Consider the following 17,133-nt stretch of genomic DNA (forward strand, 5'->3'; position numbering starts at 1 on the left):
CGCTGATTATTAGTTGAACCAATCGGGCGTTTACGGGCAGTTTGATCTCCCATCTAATTTCTTTACTTCAACCAAATTTTAGGGCAGGAGTCTTACTGCCCGTTAATGCGGGATAAACCTCTTTCCAAAAGGTATTACAAAAAGAGAGGTGACACATAATGGGCGTTATTGCTTATAACGAAGAAGATGTAAAGTTGTTGGCTAGACTGATGCGTGCTGAAGCCGAAGGAGAAGGACAACAAGGAATGTTAATGGTCGGAAACGTTGGGGTAAATCGTGTCCGCGGAAATTGTTTAGACTTTAAAAGCATTCGTAATTTACGTCAAATGGTTTATCAAAACCCCGGCGGTTTTGAAGCAACGCAAAAAGGATATTTTTATCAACGGGCACGCGAACAAGATATTGCCCTAGCGAGACGGACCATTCAAGGGCAACGTTTTTGGCCTGCCAACTTTGCCTTATGGTTCTTTAGACCTGAAGGTCCTTGTCCACCAACTTGGTATAACCAACAAAACTCTGGTCGCTTTAAAAAGCACTGCTTCTTCCAGCCATCTGCTGGAGACTGCCCTAGCGTATATTAAGGAATAAAAATGAGGAGGGATTTTTGAATGGCACAGCAACAAAATCCATACTATGGAACAGGTTTTTATCAACCATCTGGAACTTATGTACAACCGCAACAAATGACTCAACAACAGCAGCAAGCGATGCAACAACAAACAGCTCAAGCTGCGCAAGCTCAATATGCAATTTCTCAAGGCATGTTACCTCTAGAGCAATCCTATATTGAAAATATCCTTCGTTTAAACAAAGGTAAGCAAGCTACGGTTGTAATGACCTATGAACGTGGCAGTTCCCTTGGCACACAATCTTATACAGGTATTATTGAAGCAGCTGGCCGTGACCATATCGTTATTAGTGAACCGCAATCAGGAAAACGCTATTTACTACTAATGATCTACTTAGATTACGTAGAATTTCCAGAAGAAATTACGTATTTACCTAGTCAACAAGCAACTTATACTCCAAGACCATAAAAAAAGCTGGCAAATGCCAGCTTTTGTTTTTTTATAATCCTTTTACAACTGCAGTCCCTACTAGGATCCACGCCACAATAAACGCTACACCACCAAGAGGTGTAATTGGACCAAAGAACTTAATACCTGTCGTACTTAATGCATACAAACTACCTGAGAACATAATAATTCCAGCTACCATTAGCCAACCAGCAGTAGTTAAAAGTGATGATTGAACCTTATCCATCAATAAAGCAACTACGAATAGTCCACCTGCATGAAACATTTGATATGTAACGCCTGTTTTCCACACTTCTAACATTTTTGCAGAAATTTTATTTTCTAAACCGTGTGCTCCAAAGGCCCCTAATGCAACAGATAGCCCCGCTGCAATACAACCTAGTAAAAAGAAAATTTTCATCTTAATTCCCCTTTTTTACCTTTATCATAAGCAATTTTTGCATATAAGCCAAACGATTTATCTTCTAAAAATCAAATAAAGAATTACCGTTTGCATCACTTTCTTTTATATATACTGGCTCCCCAGAAACAGGTGCAATTGGCTGCATAGTTGTTACTGGTTGTGATCCAATTACTTGCGATGGAATTTGTGGTTCTCTATATGTAGATGTTTCAACTTGTTCATCTAATAATAAGTCACATAAAGCACGCACAACTAATAAATGTTCTTTTGACTTTTGTCCTTCACTACTTTTTGCCTTCGCAATTTCATTCGCCATTTTATTTAAAATCTTGTCGCTAGATATTTGCATTCCTTCTCACCTCGTACTTTGTAATTCTTTCTCGAATTGCCCCAATTTCTCTACTGAACCAAATACTATTATCATATCACGTTCTTTCAATTTTTCCTGCCCTGCTGGATTATGTATAATATCCCCATTTCTTGAAATCGCTAATATTGTTACATCAAACTGATTCCTTACATTACTCTCTAGTAATGATTTACCAACTAATATTGAATCTTTTCCAACTAGAATTTCTTCAATGACAAATGACTGTTCTATTCCATACAACACTGTATCAATATAATGAACGGTTAATGGATTTGCAATACCTTTTGCGATATGAATACCCGCCATACTAGATGGATTAATAACCTTATTTGCACCGGCACGCCTTAATTTCTCTTCAGTTTCTGGCTTTTCAGATCTCGCCACAATTTTAATCGTATCGTTTAACCCTCTTGCTGTTAATGTAATAAATACATTTTCGGCATCATTTGCAACAATAGCAACTAAACCAGCTGCTTTTAAAATTCCGGCATTATGTAATACTTGATCTTCCGTTGCATCTCCATGTACAAATAAAAGCTTTTCCTGCTCCAATATACTTTCATCTTTATCAACAACGACAAATGGAATATTCTTTTCTTGCAATTCATGTACAACTTGAAGCCCCACTCTACCGCAACCACATACTATAATATGATTTTTCAACTGCGCTATTTGTTTATCCATCTTCTTCCTCCGTACTGCATGAAATAAATTCCCTTCAATAATCATAGCTGCCACTACCCCAATTGCATACGTAACAATACCTACGCCAACAGGAATAATAAGAAGCGCAAATACTTTCCCCGCTTGCGTTACAGGAACAGCATCTCCGTATCCAACAGTCAATACAGTAATCATTGTCATCCAAAATGCTTGAAACAAACTAATCTCTTCAATCGTCATAAATCCTATCGTTCCTAGAATTACCACAAAAGTCATACATATAACTGCTATCCATAATTGCTTACGTGCATTCATACCGTGTTTCAACTCTTTTCTCTATCTACAATCTTTGCCAGTGGAAATAAAATACGTATATACTAGATACGGAATCTATGAAAGAGGTTGATATAATGAAGACATTTCTTTCCGCCTTACAATGGGCACTATTTATTTTAGCTGGAAGCCTTATTGTACCAATTAGTGTCGCAACTAGTTATGGTCTTGATGGCGCTGAAGCCATTGCATTCGTACAAAGAACATTATTTGTTCTAGGCTTTGCTGGTCTCTTGCAAGCTATATTTGGGCATAAACTTCCTATTCAAGAAGGTCCTGCTGGCCTTTGGTGGGGAATTTTCTCCCTTTATGCGAGTTTAGGCGTCGTATTATTTGGATCAAGCAATGAGACACTTAAAGTTCTTCAATATGCTTTCTTATTAAGCGGTATTATTTGTATTATTCTTAGCGTTTTTGGACTTATTGATAAACTCGTTCGCTATTTTACACCGACAGTCATTGGAACGTATTTATTTCTTCTTGTCGCGCAGCTTAGTGGCTCCTTCTTAAAGGGAATGTTTGGCCTTGATGGAAAACATACAGAAGTACAACCTAACGTATTTATTCTTTCACTCATTGTTATTTTACTATCCTTTTTCATCATGAAGCTACCTATTATTGGACAATATTCCGTTCTTTTCAGTATCGTATGCGGCTGGATATTATTCGCATGTTTCGGATTATCTAATCCAATAACACCAGTGACAGACATAATCCGTTTTCCATCCTTATTTGTTTTCGGAATGCCTCGTGTTGAATGGAACATGGTAATTACGGTCATTTTCGTTACACTCTTACTTCTAACAAATATGTTAGCAAGTATTCGCGTTGTACAAAAGGTTGTCTCTAAATATGAAGAAAACGCTGCATCAGATCGTTTTAAACAAGCTGGCATTATAACAGGAATCAACCAATTGCTAGGCGGCCTATTTTCAGCTATTGGGCCTGTCGCTATTTCTGGATCAGCAGGTTTTATTGCAACGACTAATATTTATAAACGTCTCCCGTTTATATTAGGGTCAAGCTTTATTATTGTCGTTAGTATATTTCCAAAGATTACTTCATTCTTTGCAGCAATCCCTGTTGCAGTTGGTTATGCCGCTATTTATCCTGTATTCGCAAGCATGATTGGTCTCGCCTTTCGAGAATACGAAACTGTCCAGGATAAAGAACGATTATTTAAAGTAGCCGGTCTTTCAATCTTTACAGGAGTCGGAGTTATGTTTGTTCCAGCAGGAGCATATTCCACACTTCCACCATTTCTAGCATCGTTTTTAAGTAATGGTCTCGTTCTTGGATCTGTAATGGCAATCTTGCTAGAAATACTATTTTCTCGTTCCGCTGCAAAACAAATATCGTAAATTGGAAAACTTCCATTATTGCACTCTACCTTTAGAGTTGTTACGATAAAATCAAACTTTAATCATTGGGGTTTTATTCTTCCCCAATGATTATTAACCAATATTATGAGCAACAACTCATAATAATTTATCTACTTCTTTTCAAAGAGGTTTGATGTCTTACTATTATTCCTCAACATCTTCATGAACATGTATTTTGATTTCAATTAAAGAAAGGAATTTTCTATATGACTTATAAAATGATTGTTTTAGATTTAGATGATACTTTATTACGTGATGACCATACTATTTCACCTCGTACGAAAGAAGCGTTAATGACTGCACAAGAGCAAGGGGTAAAGGTTGTACTTGCTTCTGGACGTCCAACGTTTGGTATGCGCAATGTAGCCAAAGAACTTCGCTTAGAAGAATACGGCAGTTTCATTCTATCTTTTAATGGCGCAAAAATTATTAACTGTAAAACAAACGAAGAAATCTTTAGTAGTACACTATCTCCTGAAATCGTTCACAACCTATTTGAAATTAGTAAAACTGAAGATGTATGGATTCATACTTATATGGGCGATGATATCGTAACGGAAGAAAATAATCCTTATACTGAAATTGAGGGCGATATTACTGGTATGCCAATTGTTGTAGTAGATGACTTTAAAGCCGCAGTTAAAGAGCCTGTAGTAAAAGTATTAATGAATAAAGAAGCTGAACGCCTTGTTGAAGTTGAAAAGAAACTTCAACAACAACTAGAAGGCCAATTAAGCGTGATGCGTTCGAAACCATTCTTCTTAGAATTTACTGAAGCCGGTGTTACAAAAGGAACGAGCTTAAACAAACTGATTCAAAAGCTTGGCATTAAGCGTGAAGAAGTTATCGCAATGGGCGATAGCTATAACGACCAAGCAATGATTGAATTTGCTGGTCTTGGCGTTGCAATGGGCAATGCACCTGATGATATTAAAGAAATTGCGAACTACGTAACAAATACAAATATGAACGATGGTGTTGCAAAAGTTGTAGAGAAATTCGTTTTAAAAACGGATGTACTTGTTTAATATTTTCATTCACAAAACCTATTTGAAGTCAAATACTTCAAATAGGTTTTTATTTAAATTCTCATGCTTTTGTGACTATATTTTGAACTTTGCACTATTCTCGTAGTGTAAACTTTCTTTTTGTATATAATGAAACAAAATAGACTATTTTATTTTGAAAAAGAATACAAATTTACTATATACAAGCATACGTTAAAGGAGGCTACTTTATGTTATCTACACCAATCGGACGATTAAGAGCAATTGGACTAGTTGAGGGTATTTCTTTCCTATTACTATTATTTGTAGCAATGCCATTGAAATATTTCGCAGGATTTGCAACAGCTGTTAAAATTACAGGCATGGCTCATGGTGTTCTGTTTATTCTATTCATCTTTGCAGTAATTCAAGTAACAATCGTACACCGTAAATCAATTTTATGGGCACTTGGAGCATTCGTTTCATCAGTTATCCCATTTGGTACTTTTGTACTAGATGCAAAATTAAAGAACGAGCAATAATGATAATAAAAAGGTAGTTAACAACTGTTAACTACCTTTTCTATTTATAAATTTGGAATTTCCCAATCAATTTCTCTTTCGCCCATATTAGCTAAAATCGTATTTATTTTAGAATATGGCTTACTACCAAAGAAACCACGTCTTGCCGATAATGGGCTTGGATGTACAGATTCGATAATATGATGATTCGGATTCGTAATTAATTTCTTCTTCGCCTGCGCATGGCGCCCCCACAATATGAAAATAACTGGCTTTTCACGTTCGTTCAACAGTTCAATTACACGATCTGTGAAGTGCTCCCATCCTTTTCCCTTATGAGAATTTGCTTCGCCTTGACGAACTGTTAATACGGTATTTAGTAATAATACTCCTTGTTCCGCCCATTTTACTAAATAACCGTTATTCGGGATTTCATAACCATATTCATCTCGAAGTTCTTTATACATATTTAACAATGACGGTGGTGTTTTAACACCAGGTTGCACAGAAAAGCTTAAACCATGCGCTTGATTCGGTCCATGATATGGATCTTGCCCTAAAATGACAACCTTTGTATTTTCATAACTTGTATACTGAAGAGCGTTAAAAATATCTTCTACCTTCGGATAAACAACATGCGTGCTGTATTCTTCTGTCAAAAAACTGGATAGAGTAAGATAATACTCTTTCTCGAATTCTGGTGCCAATAGTGGCTCCCAATCATTCTTTAAAACATTTTCCATACTGTCACTTCCTGTCTAATTAATTCACCATATCCTGTCTTGTAAATACTACGAACGAAATAACAAGAGAAACAACTGCCCAAACAGTTAAATTCATCAAAGAAAATCCCATCGATAAACCTTGTAATGCAGGTAATTTTCCTGATAAATAATCCGTTAATGATAAATTCACACTAAAAATATATTTGGCGCCTTCCCAAGATGTTGCGAACGAGCTTAAAATACCGCCTGCAATTAATGCAGCTAGCATAACGCCCATACCAGCTGGTGTATTACGAATTAAAATAGAGACCATAAATGATATAGTTCCGACAACGATAGCAACAAACCAGGCTAGTCCATACGCCATTAAGATGTATTGCCACTGCGGAATAAGATGTACAAAGTTCGTATTTAACGTTTCCTTATCAATGACGAATCCTGTTAAAACAGGTAAATTCCATCCCGAGTACCCAAATACAAGCCCTGATAATATGTAAGCAAACAAACCTACAAGAAACAGTATGAGCGAAATGAAAAATAACATCGTCACGTATTTACTAAGGAGTATTTTCCAGCGCCGAATCGGCCGCGTAAGTAACATCTTCATCGTCCCATCACTTCGTTCTCCTGAAACGATATCAATGGCGACAATCATTACGAGAAGCGGAATAAATAATGTAATTCCTTGTTCAATAAATGCTCTGACAAAAGTCGGTGCACCCGGTGCCATCGGATTAATATCATGATCTAAATAATATTGTTGTTGCTCAACTCTTACCTTTAACCAATCACGCCATTCTTCTGGCAACCTAGAATTGTTCAACCGGTTCTGAGAATCAACAATTTGCTGTTGCAATGAAACCTTCCAATCAGTTGTACCGAGTCTTTTTTGTGTCGTTTCTATTTCACGATACTGCGCGTACACAAAAAGCGGGATCAAGATTGCTAAAATAAGCATGACAACAAAAATACGTTTCTTGCGGTAAATCTTTTCTGATTCATTTAAAACTAGATTCGCAAATTCACGCATGCTGCTCACCCCTTGTGAGTTCAATAAATAAATCTTCTAGCGTAAATACAAGCTCCTTAACGCTATGTACATCTATTTCATTTTCTACAAATTTTTTATTCCAACTACTTATAGATGCAATATCCATGCGGCATAGTAATCGCTCGCCTTTTACACTCACTTCTCTTATTTCCTCGGCCGCTTCTAGCATATCTTTCGCCTTAGAAATCGGTGTAACAATCCATTCTACACGATCACTTGCTGTTTTAATTAATTCTTCAACCTTGGCAACTGTTATCATCTTTCCTTTATGAATAATAGCAACGCGATCGCATATCATTTGCACTTCACTTAGCAAGTGACTTGAAATAAACACGCTCATATTTTCTTCTTTCACAAGCTTATGTATAAATTCCCTAAGTTCTCTAATCCCTGCTGGATCTAAACCATTCGTTGGCTCATCTAATATGAGCAATTTCGGATTCCCAAGGAGCGCCTGTGCAATTCCAAGGCGTTGTTTCATACCAAGTGAGTACGTTTTTACCTTGTCATGAATTCTTTCATCTAAATGAACCATTTCAGCAATTTCAATAATACGTTCATCTGATATATCACCTAACATACGAGCAAATTGCTTTAAATTTTCCCATCCTGTTAAATATGTATACAACTCTGGGTTTTCAACGATACTCCCAATTTGACGCATCGCTTCTCTGAAGTTTTCCTTAATCGAATAACCACCGATAAAAATCTTACCTTCTGTCGCCTTAATCAATCCGACTAACATTCGAATGGTAGTCGTCTTCCCAGCACCATTTGGTCCTAGGAACCCGAACACTTCTCCTTGCTTTACATCAAAGGAAATATTCTCTACAAGAGTCTTCTTTCCAATTACCTTCTTCAAGTCTCGTACGGAAAGTATCGTCGTCATTTTACCCCTCCTTGTTCTAGTTTTAATTTACTTACAACATTTTGAACTAAACGTTCTGCCATATACGTATAACCTACTTCGTTCGGATGAAAATGATCAGAGTATAATAAATCTTTCCCGCGGTTTTGGAATAAATCAAATGTCGGTGTAATATACACATTTTTATCGTTTAGCGCTAATTTCTCTAAAGATGCATTCCAGTCCACAACAATGTTTGAAGACCCTTTTAAATCTTCTACATCTTCAAAAGGATTGTATAAACCAAGCCAAAAAATCGGACTATCTGTATTTAATTTACGAATTTCTTCTATAATTTTCTTTGCTTCATTTTGAAACGTCTCTGTGTCAGGACGATACGTCTCTAAATCTATTTTCCCAAGTGATTCCCAGCCTGGGAACAAATCATTTCCACCAATCGTTAACACAATTACATCTGCTTGCTTAATTGAATATTGAGCGCCATTACTTTCAATTTGTTTTAATAAATCGGGCATTTTTGCACCACTAACTGCTAAATTTGTTAATGCAATTTTTTGCTTATAATCTTTTTGTAAATCCTCTTTCATTCGCCCAACATAGCCAATTCCTTCTTTATCACCAACGCCACGCGTTAATGAATCACCTAAACTAACGATTTGTAACGTTCCCGTTTTCTTTTTCTCTTTTGCCACTACATCGGTCTTTTTAATTAAATTTGAAGCTTTCGGATTTAATACATCATTTACACCTGAAACAAAGCCATATGCAAATAAACAGAAAGATGCAATTGTAATGAGTAGAATTACTTTTACTACTTTTGATCTCATATCAAAACCCCTTTTAGCCCTCATAGATTGTCCATAATTATACCAAACGAAATTTTGAAAAGCGATTTTCACACCTTCTCAATTATGTCGTTTCTCTATCTACTAACTCTGGTAATAACTCTATATGCTTCACATCTAATTTCTCTTCATTAATCTTTTCATATAATAATTCAAACGCTTTCACTCCAACGTTTTTACTAGAATGCGAAATCGTCGTTATACCCAATATATCTGCCACCTCTTGATCATCACACCCGATAATCGTAATATCCTCTGGAATACGAACTCCTTGTTTTTTTGCTTCTGTAACCATCCCCGCTGCAATATGGTTACAAGATACAAGGAACGCTGTCGGTTTTACTGACATATGAGCCCATTCTCTAATTACATTGCGTCCATCTTCCACTGTAAAACATCCCTCAAATTTCCAGGTCTCTAACGATGTTACGATACTCTGTTGAAGCGAATCTTCGTACGCCTTCTTTCGTCTTTGGCTATTAACGCTATTACTTCTTCCAATACAATATCCAATACGTGTATGACCGGCATCTATTAAGCTTTTCATCCCACGTGAAAATACTTTGTAGTAATCGATATGGACACTTGAAATATACTTCGAATCTATTTCTTCACACATAACAATCGGGCCGAATTTCGTATATTCTTCAAGCTTCTCCTTACTATTTGTCCGAGAACAAATAATAACCCCATCAAGCTTTTTCATTTTTAACATATTCAAAATTTCTAGTTCTCTTTCTTCACTATAATTCGTCTGGCAAAGCATCATATTATAATTATTCTTTGCTGTCTCTTTTGATATCCCCTCGATAATAGCGCTATAATATTGATCATTTACGTGTGGCAATAAAACGCCAATTACATTCGTTTTTCCTTTCACTAAATGAATTGCATTCACGTTTTGCGTGTAATTTAATTCTTCTATAATCGCTAAAATTTCTTTTCGTTTCTGTTCATTTACGTACGGATGATTATTTAGTACACGTGAAACAGTTGAAACAGATACTCCAGCAAGTTCAGCAATCTTTCTTATATTTGTCATCTCATTTTCCCCTTCTCACAAAAATTCTTCCTTGACCTGGTAAGCTTTCCACAATATATCCTTTCCTAGCAAATACATTTAGAAAGGATATACAACTATGCTTCGATTCAAATTAGAATATATATTTTTCATTGGCGGTTTACTCATTCTTGCCATCGGTATTAATATGATGACGACAATTACTTCCTTTGGACTTAGCCCTTATGATTCCTTCTTTATTGCACTATATCAAAATTTTGGGATAAGTATTGGTTTTTGGATTTTCATGATTAACTTTGCCTTTACACTTATCGTACTCTTTTGGAATAGAAAACAAATTACAATCGGTACAATTGTAACGATGGTTCTTATTTCTCTTTTTGTTGATTGGATTGGTTCCATTACAACTATTATGGACGCTATCCGCTCTCTTCCAAAATATATAACACTTATTTGCGGAAATCTATTCGTTGGAGCTGGAATTGGTCTTTACGTCTCTACAAACCTTTGTGCAGCGCCTCAAGAAGCTTTCGTTTTAACGGTTGCCGAGAAGAAAAAATGGACGTTTAGAAGAACAGAGATTTCATTAGCCTTTTTATTTTTAACGTTAAGCTTTTTATTAGATGGACCTATCTATTTTGGAACAATCATCTTATCCTTTACAACAGGCTGGATTATCCAAGCATTTATTCAAGTTGGTACGCAGATTTTAAATAGAAAAGAGCCTATTAAGCAAGCTGCTTAATAGGCTCTTTCTGTTTTATGGTAAGAGATACTACTTAGCATCCCCTTCAATTCGATAGTTCGCTTTCAAACAATCTATTTCTTCATACCCTTGCAACGTATGTAGAATATAATCATAATCAGCAAGAGACGCACGATGCGTTACAATTACAATTTCAGCCTTTCCTTTCTCTTCAAGCGGCATTTGAATAATTTTCTCAAAGCTAACTCCGCGCTCAGAGAACAATGAAGTAATTTTTGCAAATACACCAATTTCGTCTTTTACATGCAGTCTTAAAAACTTTTTCACGACAATTTCGTCTGGCTCTTTTAATACTTTTTGATATTGTGGGACTACAGCACTATTTCCTGTTACCCCTAATCTAATATTTTGCATTACAGCAACTAAATCCGAAACAACAGCTGTAGCTGTCGGTAAACTTCCTGCGCCTGGTCCATAAAACATCGTTTCCCCAACTGCTTCACCGTACACATACACAGCGTTATATTCATTTTGTACTGCTGCAAGAGGATGTGTATTTGGAAGTAAAGTTGGTTCAACTGTAACCTCCAATTTTTCACCATCTCGTTTTGCAAGACCGATTAATTTAATTGTATAACCTAAGCTCTTACTGTATTCAATATCTTCCTCTGTAATAGAGGTAATCCCTTTTACTTTCACATCTCCAAGCTCTACATTTGTAGAGAAACCGAGGGTAGCTAAAATCGTCATTTTTCTTGCTGCATCTAAACCTTCTACATCTGATGTTGGATCTGCTTCTGCAAATCCAAGTTGTTGGGCTTCTTTTAACACGTCGTTATATGCTCTCCCTTCGTCTGACATTTTCGTCAAAATAAAATTTGTTGTTCCATTTACAATTCCCATTACTTTCGTAATAAGATCTGAAGAAAGTCCTTCTACGATACTGCGTAAAATTGGAATTCCCCCTGCCACACTCGCCTCATAGAATAAATCAGCCTTATTATCTTTTGCTGTCGCTAATAATTCAGCTCCATGTAATGCCATTAAGTCTTTATTTGCAGTTACAACATGCTTTCCGCTTTTTAAAGCTTGTAAAATATATGATTTGGCATCATCAATGCCACCCATCACTTCAATAACAACATCAATATTTGGATTATCTAAAATTTCATTTGCATCTTGTGTTAATAGAGTAGAAGGTACCTCTACCTCTCTCTCTTTCTCAATGTTTTGCACTAATACTTTCGTTACCTTCACTGGGCAACCTACTTGGTGTATGAGTCGTTCTTGATGATCCGTAATAATACGAACCACACCACTGCCAACTGTCCCAAGACCTAATAACCCAACTTGAATTTCTTTCATAGTACTGTCCACCCCTCAAAAATTGTGTTTAGATGAAATTATATGAGTAAAAAATCTGAAAAACAATTTATTTTGAACATTCGGAAAAATAAAGGTTAATCTTTACAAGGAAAACGTTGCCACGTGTTACACAATCTTTCTTTACAATATATAAGGGGTTTCTTGATACACGTAATAATTCAACCAATTAGAAAACAATAAATTACCATGACTCCTCCACCTAACAAGCGGCTTTTCATCTGGATTATTATGTTTAAAATAGTTTTTTGGCACATCAATATTTAATCCCTTGTCACGATCTCGTTCGTATTCTTGTTTTAACGTCTCACAACTATATTCGCTATGTCCAAGGGCAAACACTTGCCTTCCTTCTGGCCCAATAACAAGGTGAACACCTGCTTCTTCAGAGTTTGCTAACAATGTTAATTCTTTCACTTCTCTAATATCATTCTCTCGTACTTCTGTATGACGAGAATGCGGAGCAAAAAACAATTCATCAAATCCTTGTAATAATTTCACATGTTGCTCGCTAACTTCATGTTCAAATACACCAAACATTTTTTCCTTAAGGGGATACTTTGGAACACCATAATGATAGTACAAGCCAGCCTGTGCCCCCCAGCAAATATGGAGCGTAGATGTTACATTCGTTTTTGAATACTCCATAATATGTTTAAGCTCTTCCCAATAATCTACCTCTTCAAAAGCAAGGGTCTCCACTGGCGCTCCTGTAATAATGAGCCCATCAAACTTTTCATTTTCAATATCACGAAACGTTTTATAAAAGCTTGTTAAATGTTCTTGCGTTACATTACGCGATAGATGTGATTCCATATGAAGCAAATGAACATCTAATTGTAACGGTGTGTTTCCAATTAAGCGAAGTAATTGCGCCTCTGTGTCTTGCTTCGTTGGCATTAAATTTAATATAGCAATTTTTAAAGCACGTATATCTTGTGTTTCTGCCCGCTCCTTCGTCATTACAAAAATATTTTCTTTTTGCAACACTTTGCGAGCCGGTAAATCTTTATCAATTATGATCGGCATGTGTTTTGCCTCCAACTAGAGCTGCTTCCAAATCTGCAATAATATCAGAAACATCTTCTATACCAACCGATAAACGAATTAAATCAGATGTAACACCCGCTAAACGCTGATCTTCAGCATTTAATTGTCTATGCGTCGTACTAGCAGGATGTATAACGCAAGTTCGTGCATCAGCTACGTGCGTTACAAGAGTTGCTAGTTTTACATTTGCGATAAATTCTTTTGCTGCTTCTAATCCGCCTTTAATACCGAAAGTTAAAACACCACTAGCACCTTTTTTCAAGTACTGTTGTGCTAATGAGTAATTTTCATTACTATCTAAGCCTGGATAATTCACCCATTCAATACGTTCATGATTAGCAAGCCACTTAGCAACTGCAAGAGCATTTTCACTATGACGTTCCATTCGTAAATGCAATGTTTCTAAGCCAATATTGCTAATATATGCATTGAATGGGCTCATACAATTTCCATAATCTCTTAATAGCTGAACACGTGCTTTCACAATATACGCTGCTGCACCAAAGTTTTGAACGTAACTTACACCGTGATAACTTGGATCTGGTTCAACAAGCTCAGGATACTTTCCATTTGTCCAATCAAAGTTTCCACCGTCAATTACAATACCGCCTAAGGAGCTCGCATGCCCATCGATATATTTAGTAGTAGAATGAACAATAATATTTGCCCCATATTCAAACGCTTGGCATAAATAAGGAGTTGCTAATGTATTATCAACGATAAAAGGTACCTCTAATTCTTTAGCGGCAGCTGAAAATTCTTTGAAATTTAAAACATTCATCGCTGGATTTCCTAATGATTCTGCATAGATAAGTTTCGTCTTATCGTTAGCAAGTGCCGTAATTTCATCTGCCGTTAAATTTGGATTAAAGAACGTAACATCAATGCCAAGCTTACGTAAACTCACCCCAAATAAATTAAACGTTCCCCCGTAAACAGTTGAAGAGCAAAGTAAATGGTCTCCACTACTACAAATATTTAAAACTGCGAGCATAATAGCTGCTTGCCCAGAAGCCGTTGCAACAGCTCCTACACCGCCTTCTAAATCTGATAACTTCTGCTCAAATGCTGCTAAAGTAGGGTTTCCAATACGTGTATAAATATATCCTTCTGCCTCTAAGTTAAATAGAGCTGCTAAATCATCCGAAGTATCGTATTTATACGTTGTGCTTTGATAAAGTGGTAAAACACGTGGTTCACCATTCTTTGGCGTATAGCCACCTTGCACACAAATTGTTCCTTTTCCCCATGATTCTCCCATCTCTCATTCTCCTTTCTTTTATACAAAATAAAAAACTGCCCCTTTCCTGAAAACAAGAAAGGAGCAGTTTGAAAACACGCTCTAAAGGCTCTTTCTTATCTCTCAGGATTACTACCTGCAGGATTTGGCACAATTCCGTTATACGGCTGTTGCCAAGGTTTCATCGGGCCTGTCCCTCCACCTTTTCTTGATAAGACTATGCAATTACCGTTGATTTTATAGCAATAATTTCCTAATGTCAAACAGTTTTTCTGAATGTTCTAAAATAAATGTTAACAGTTTCATATAAAGCAACAAAAGAAATATATTCTAGTCTATTTCAAAAAAGACCTTTAAAAACCTCAAATCAGTCTATAAAATTAAATAAGTAATTTAACCTATAAATTCAAATTCCCCAAAAGTTAGCCTATATGTTGAATAGGCCATCTTCTCAAAAAGATACTATATATATTCAATCCATTTTTCACTAGTATATTTCACTTTTTTCCCTACTAAGATTTACATAACGGAGGTATAACATGACAAATAAAAAAGATATGCATTACATACTTGCTCTATATGGCATTCTTCTAGGATCTATAGTAGGAGCTACAGTCTGGTTATTTTTAGTCACAATAAATATTGGAATCCACTTTATTTGGGGATACTTGCCTGAAGTTCTCTCTTTTCCCTCTTATTACACCCTTTGCGTAACAATAATTGGCGGGGTCCTTGTTGGTCTATCACAAAAACATTTCGGTACATACCCACGCCTTATGCCTGAAGTAATGGCTGAATATAAAAAAACTGGTCGAATCGAATATCGCTTTGTCCATCGGGCTACTTTAACAGCGATTATTGTTTTAATTTTCGGTGCTAGTCTTGGTCCAGAAGCCGCACTAGTTGGAATTATAGGCGGACTGTGCACATGGGTAGGGGATCGCTTTAAATTTGCCTTAAAGGGTATGAATGAGCTAACCGAGATCGGAATTGGCGCTACTTTAAGTGTCATTTTTAACGCACCATTATTCGGTTATTTAGCACCAAATGAAAATGAGGGGGAAGAAATTGCTGCTTTTTCTAAAGGAAAAAAAGCGATTGTATACTTAGCTACTACTTTCGCAGGTTTTTCTGTTTATTTACTACTGAGTAAACTTGATAATCGTGGATCCTTTATTGTTGATTTCGGAGAAGGTACACTTTCTTTCAATGAATGGATTGCATTTCTTCCACTTGCTAGTATCGGTGCTATAGTTGGTTTCTTTTATTTCAAGTTAGAATTCACATTAGAAAAGTTAATTCACCCTTTTAGAGAATACAAGCTGACACTCGGAATTATCGGTGGTATTTTATTAGGAATTGCGGGAACCTTTCTTCCGTACACATTATTTTCAGGGGAACATCAATTAAAAGAATTAGTTGTTGAATGGAGCCATTTATCTTTTTGGATACTACTTCTTTCAGGGATTTTAAAGTTGTGCATTACTGCCGTTTGTTTGAACACAGGGTGGCGAGGTGGACATATCTTCCCAATTATATTTTCTGGGTCAAGTATCGGATACGCTGTAGCATCTATTCTTCCTATAGATCCAGTAGCATCTGTTGCCATCGTAACAACAGCAATTTCAAGCTATGCGTTACGAAAGCCAATAGCTATAACATTACTATTACTTATGTTTTTCCCGCTTAATTTACTATTGCCCATGCTTGGTGCAGCTGCTATCGGGAATGCCTTTCCACTCCCAAAACATAACGAAAATAAAAATTAATAAAAATAGGCAGTGGGGACGAAAGCTCCACTGTCTATTTTTTTATTACACATGCTGCTTCAATAACGCTTCTAACTCCTCAAAATTATGCACTTCATATGTCGGTATAATCCCACTATCATTTAATTTCCTTTCTGGATTAAACCAACAAGTATCAATTCCCGCTACATATCCACCTTTAATATCAGCGCTTAATGAATCCCCAATAATCAGCCCTTCTTCAGGTGCAAAGTTAGGAATCCGTTCAAAAACATAATCAAAATACTCTTTCATCGGTTTTTGAAAACCTGTATCTTCCGAAACAAAGACATCTTTAAATAATGAATGTAACCCTGCATTGCGCAAACGTTTATCTTGCGTCTTAGAAACACCATTTGTCACTATATACAATTCATACTCCCCTTGAATTTGATTTATAAATTCAAATGCACCTTGCATGAGTTGATTTCCTTCTTCTAAGTAGTTACGATAATTATTTTCGAATAATATTCCATTTACTTCTTCTCCATACTCTTTAAACAACAGAGAGAATCGTGTATTTACAACTTCATTGCGTGATAGTTCACCTTTTTCAAAAGCATCCCAAAGACCTTTATTTATTTTTTTATAACGAGCCTCTATCTCGTCTGTTAAAGGGATTCCCTTCTCTTCAAAAAGTACCCGTAAAGCCACTTTTTCAGCCTTTTGGAAGTCTAGTAATGTATCATCTACATCAAATAACAATGTTTTATATTTTTTCATAAATTCATCACACTCTCTTTTCTACAAAAACAAATTTAC

The 17,133-nt window shown here is 36.2% G+C and carries 19 protein-coding genes and 1 riboswitch; of the genes, 7 read left to right on the forward strand and 12 right to left on the reverse strand.

Translation table 11 applies throughout. The annotated features are described in order from the left end of the window. Nucleotides 1-158: 158 nt before the first annotated feature. On the forward strand, nt 159-581 hold the full coding sequence (gene cwlJ, locus V7S45_RS26600) for a cell wall hydrolase CwlJ (RefSeq protein ID WP_000538168.1): 423 nt from the start codon (nt 159-161) through the stop codon (nt 579-581). 27 nt (nt 582-608) lie between these two features. Then, nucleotides 609-1,037: a spore coat protein GerQ gene (gerQ, locus tag V7S45_RS26605; RefSeq protein ID WP_000068652.1), complete on the forward strand. Its 429-nt coding sequence runs from the start codon at nt 609-611 to the stop codon at nt 1,035-1,037. 31 nt (nt 1,038-1,068) lie between these two features. On the opposite strand, the gene V7S45_RS26610 is transcribed toward gerQ, so the two are convergent. The 3 genes from V7S45_RS26610 to V7S45_RS26620 all read right to left on the reverse strand — a co-directional run bounded on the left by V7S45_RS26610 (nt 1,069) and on the right by V7S45_RS26620 (nt 2,788). Continuing rightward, nucleotides 1,069-1,437: a DUF423 domain-containing protein gene (locus V7S45_RS26610; RefSeq protein WP_000688315.1), complete on the reverse strand. Its 369-nt coding sequence runs from the start codon at nt 1,435-1,437 to the stop codon at nt 1,069-1,071. Nucleotides 1,438-1,501: 64 nt separating this feature from the next. Next, on the reverse strand, nt 1,502-1,789 hold the full coding sequence (locus V7S45_RS26615; RefSeq protein ID WP_001167352.1) for a YwdI family protein: 288 nt from the start codon (nt 1,787-1,789) through the stop codon (nt 1,502-1,504). A 6-nt stretch (nt 1,790-1,795) separates the two neighbouring features. Continuing rightward, nucleotides 1,796-2,788: a potassium channel protein gene (locus tag V7S45_RS26620; protein WP_000993980.1), complete on the reverse strand. Its 993-nt coding sequence runs from the start codon at nt 2,786-2,788 to the stop codon at nt 1,796-1,798. A gap of 95 nt (nt 2,789-2,883) precedes the next feature. Between V7S45_RS26620 and V7S45_RS26625 the strand changes: the two genes are divergently transcribed. From V7S45_RS26625 to V7S45_RS26635, 3 genes are all read left to right on the forward strand, one after another. Next, nucleotides 2,884-4,167, forward strand: coding sequence for a purine/pyrimidine permease (locus tag V7S45_RS26625; RefSeq protein ID WP_000847034.1), 1,284 nt, complete (start codon nt 2,884-2,886; stop codon nt 4,165-4,167). 227 nt (nt 4,168-4,394) lie between these two features. Then, on the forward strand, nt 4,395-5,216 hold the full coding sequence (locus V7S45_RS26630) for a Cof-type HAD-IIB family hydrolase (RefSeq protein WP_342761601.1): 822 nt from the start codon (nt 4,395-4,397) through the stop codon (nt 5,214-5,216). A gap of 209 nt (nt 5,217-5,425) precedes the next feature. Continuing rightward, on the forward strand, nt 5,426-5,716 hold the full coding sequence (locus tag V7S45_RS26635; RefSeq protein ID WP_000953395.1) for a DUF3817 domain-containing protein: 291 nt from the start codon (nt 5,426-5,428) through the stop codon (nt 5,714-5,716). 44 nt (nt 5,717-5,760) lie between these two features. Here the strand turns inward: V7S45_RS26635 and V7S45_RS26640 are convergent, their stop codons facing one another. From V7S45_RS26640 to V7S45_RS26660, 5 genes are read right to left on the reverse strand one after another with little or no spacing between them, the layout of a single operon-like run. Further along, complete coding sequence (locus V7S45_RS26640; protein WP_000432519.1) at nt 5,761-6,438, reverse strand: uracil-DNA glycosylase; 678 nt, start codon at nt 6,436-6,438, stop codon at nt 5,761-5,763. Nucleotides 6,439-6,457: 19 nt separating this feature from the next. Then, complete coding sequence (locus tag V7S45_RS26645; RefSeq protein ID WP_025687497.1) at nt 6,458-7,450, reverse strand: ABC transporter permease subunit; 993 nt, start codon at nt 7,448-7,450, stop codon at nt 6,458-6,460. Continuing rightward, nucleotides 7,443-8,360 (reverse strand): ATP-binding cassette domain-containing protein, encoded by a 918-nt coding sequence (locus V7S45_RS26650; RefSeq protein WP_025687496.1) that lies wholly within the window; start codon nt 8,358-8,360, stop codon nt 7,443-7,445. Before V7S45_RS26650 ends, V7S45_RS26645 begins: the two co-directional genes overlap by 8 nt. After that, nucleotides 8,357-9,238, reverse strand: a complete 882-nt coding sequence (locus V7S45_RS26655) for an SGNH/GDSL hydrolase family protein (RefSeq protein WP_002022849.1) — start codon at nt 9,236-9,238, stop codon at nt 8,357-8,359. The genes V7S45_RS26650 and V7S45_RS26655 overlap by 4 nt, the downstream gene beginning before the upstream one ends. A gap of 10 nt (nt 9,239-9,248) precedes the next feature. Continuing rightward, nucleotides 9,249-10,226 (reverse strand): LacI family DNA-binding transcriptional regulator, encoded by a 978-nt coding sequence (locus V7S45_RS26660; RefSeq protein ID WP_000181979.1) that lies wholly within the window; start codon nt 10,224-10,226, stop codon nt 9,249-9,251. Nucleotides 10,227-10,323: 97 nt separating this feature from the next. Between V7S45_RS26660 and V7S45_RS26665 the strand changes: the two genes are divergently transcribed. After that, nucleotides 10,324-10,950 (forward strand): YitT family protein, encoded by a 627-nt coding sequence (locus V7S45_RS26665; RefSeq protein ID WP_000943416.1) that lies wholly within the window; start codon nt 10,324-10,326, stop codon nt 10,948-10,950. A gap of 30 nt (nt 10,951-10,980) precedes the next feature. On the opposite strand, the gene V7S45_RS26670 is transcribed toward V7S45_RS26665, so the two are convergent. The 3 genes from V7S45_RS26670 to V7S45_RS26680 all read right to left on the reverse strand — a co-directional run bounded on the left by V7S45_RS26670 (nt 10,981) and on the right by V7S45_RS26680 (nt 14,605). After that, nucleotides 10,981-12,276: a homoserine dehydrogenase gene (locus tag V7S45_RS26670; RefSeq protein ID WP_000659109.1), complete on the reverse strand. Its 1,296-nt coding sequence runs from the start codon at nt 12,274-12,276 to the stop codon at nt 10,981-10,983. Between the two features lie 141 nt (nt 12,277-12,417). After that, nucleotides 12,418-13,323, reverse strand: a complete 906-nt coding sequence (metA, locus tag V7S45_RS26675) for a homoserine O-succinyltransferase (protein WP_342761602.1) — start codon at nt 13,321-13,323, stop codon at nt 12,418-12,420. Further along, on the reverse strand, nt 13,307-14,605 hold the full coding sequence (locus V7S45_RS26680) for a bifunctional O-acetylhomoserine aminocarboxypropyltransferase/cysteine synthase (RefSeq protein ID WP_000504787.1): 1,299 nt from the start codon (nt 14,603-14,605) through the stop codon (nt 13,307-13,309). The genes metA and V7S45_RS26680 overlap by 17 nt, the downstream gene beginning before the upstream one ends. A gap of 92 nt (nt 14,606-14,697) precedes the next feature. Next, nucleotides 14,698-14,802, reverse strand: a riboswitch (SAM riboswitch). A gap of 321 nt (nt 14,803-15,123) precedes the next feature. On the opposite strand from V7S45_RS26680, the gene V7S45_RS26685 reads away from it, so the two are divergent. Beyond that, a complete protein-coding gene (locus tag V7S45_RS26685; protein WP_000182456.1) occupies nt 15,124-16,353 on the forward strand; it encodes a chloride channel protein in 1,230 nt (409 codons plus the stop codon). A gap of 45 nt (nt 16,354-16,398) precedes the next feature. Here the strand turns inward: V7S45_RS26685 and V7S45_RS26690 are convergent, their stop codons facing one another. Further along, nucleotides 16,399-17,094: a YjjG family noncanonical pyrimidine nucleotidase gene (locus V7S45_RS26690; protein ID WP_000760196.1), complete on the reverse strand. Its 696-nt coding sequence runs from the start codon at nt 17,092-17,094 to the stop codon at nt 16,399-16,401. Between the last annotated feature and the right edge of the window lie 39 nt (nt 17,095-17,133).

The organism is Bacillus sp. BR3(2024) (assembly GCF_039134555.1).
GTDB classification, from domain to species: Bacteria; Bacillota; Bacilli; order Bacillales; family Bacillaceae_G; genus Bacillus_A; species Bacillus_A cereus.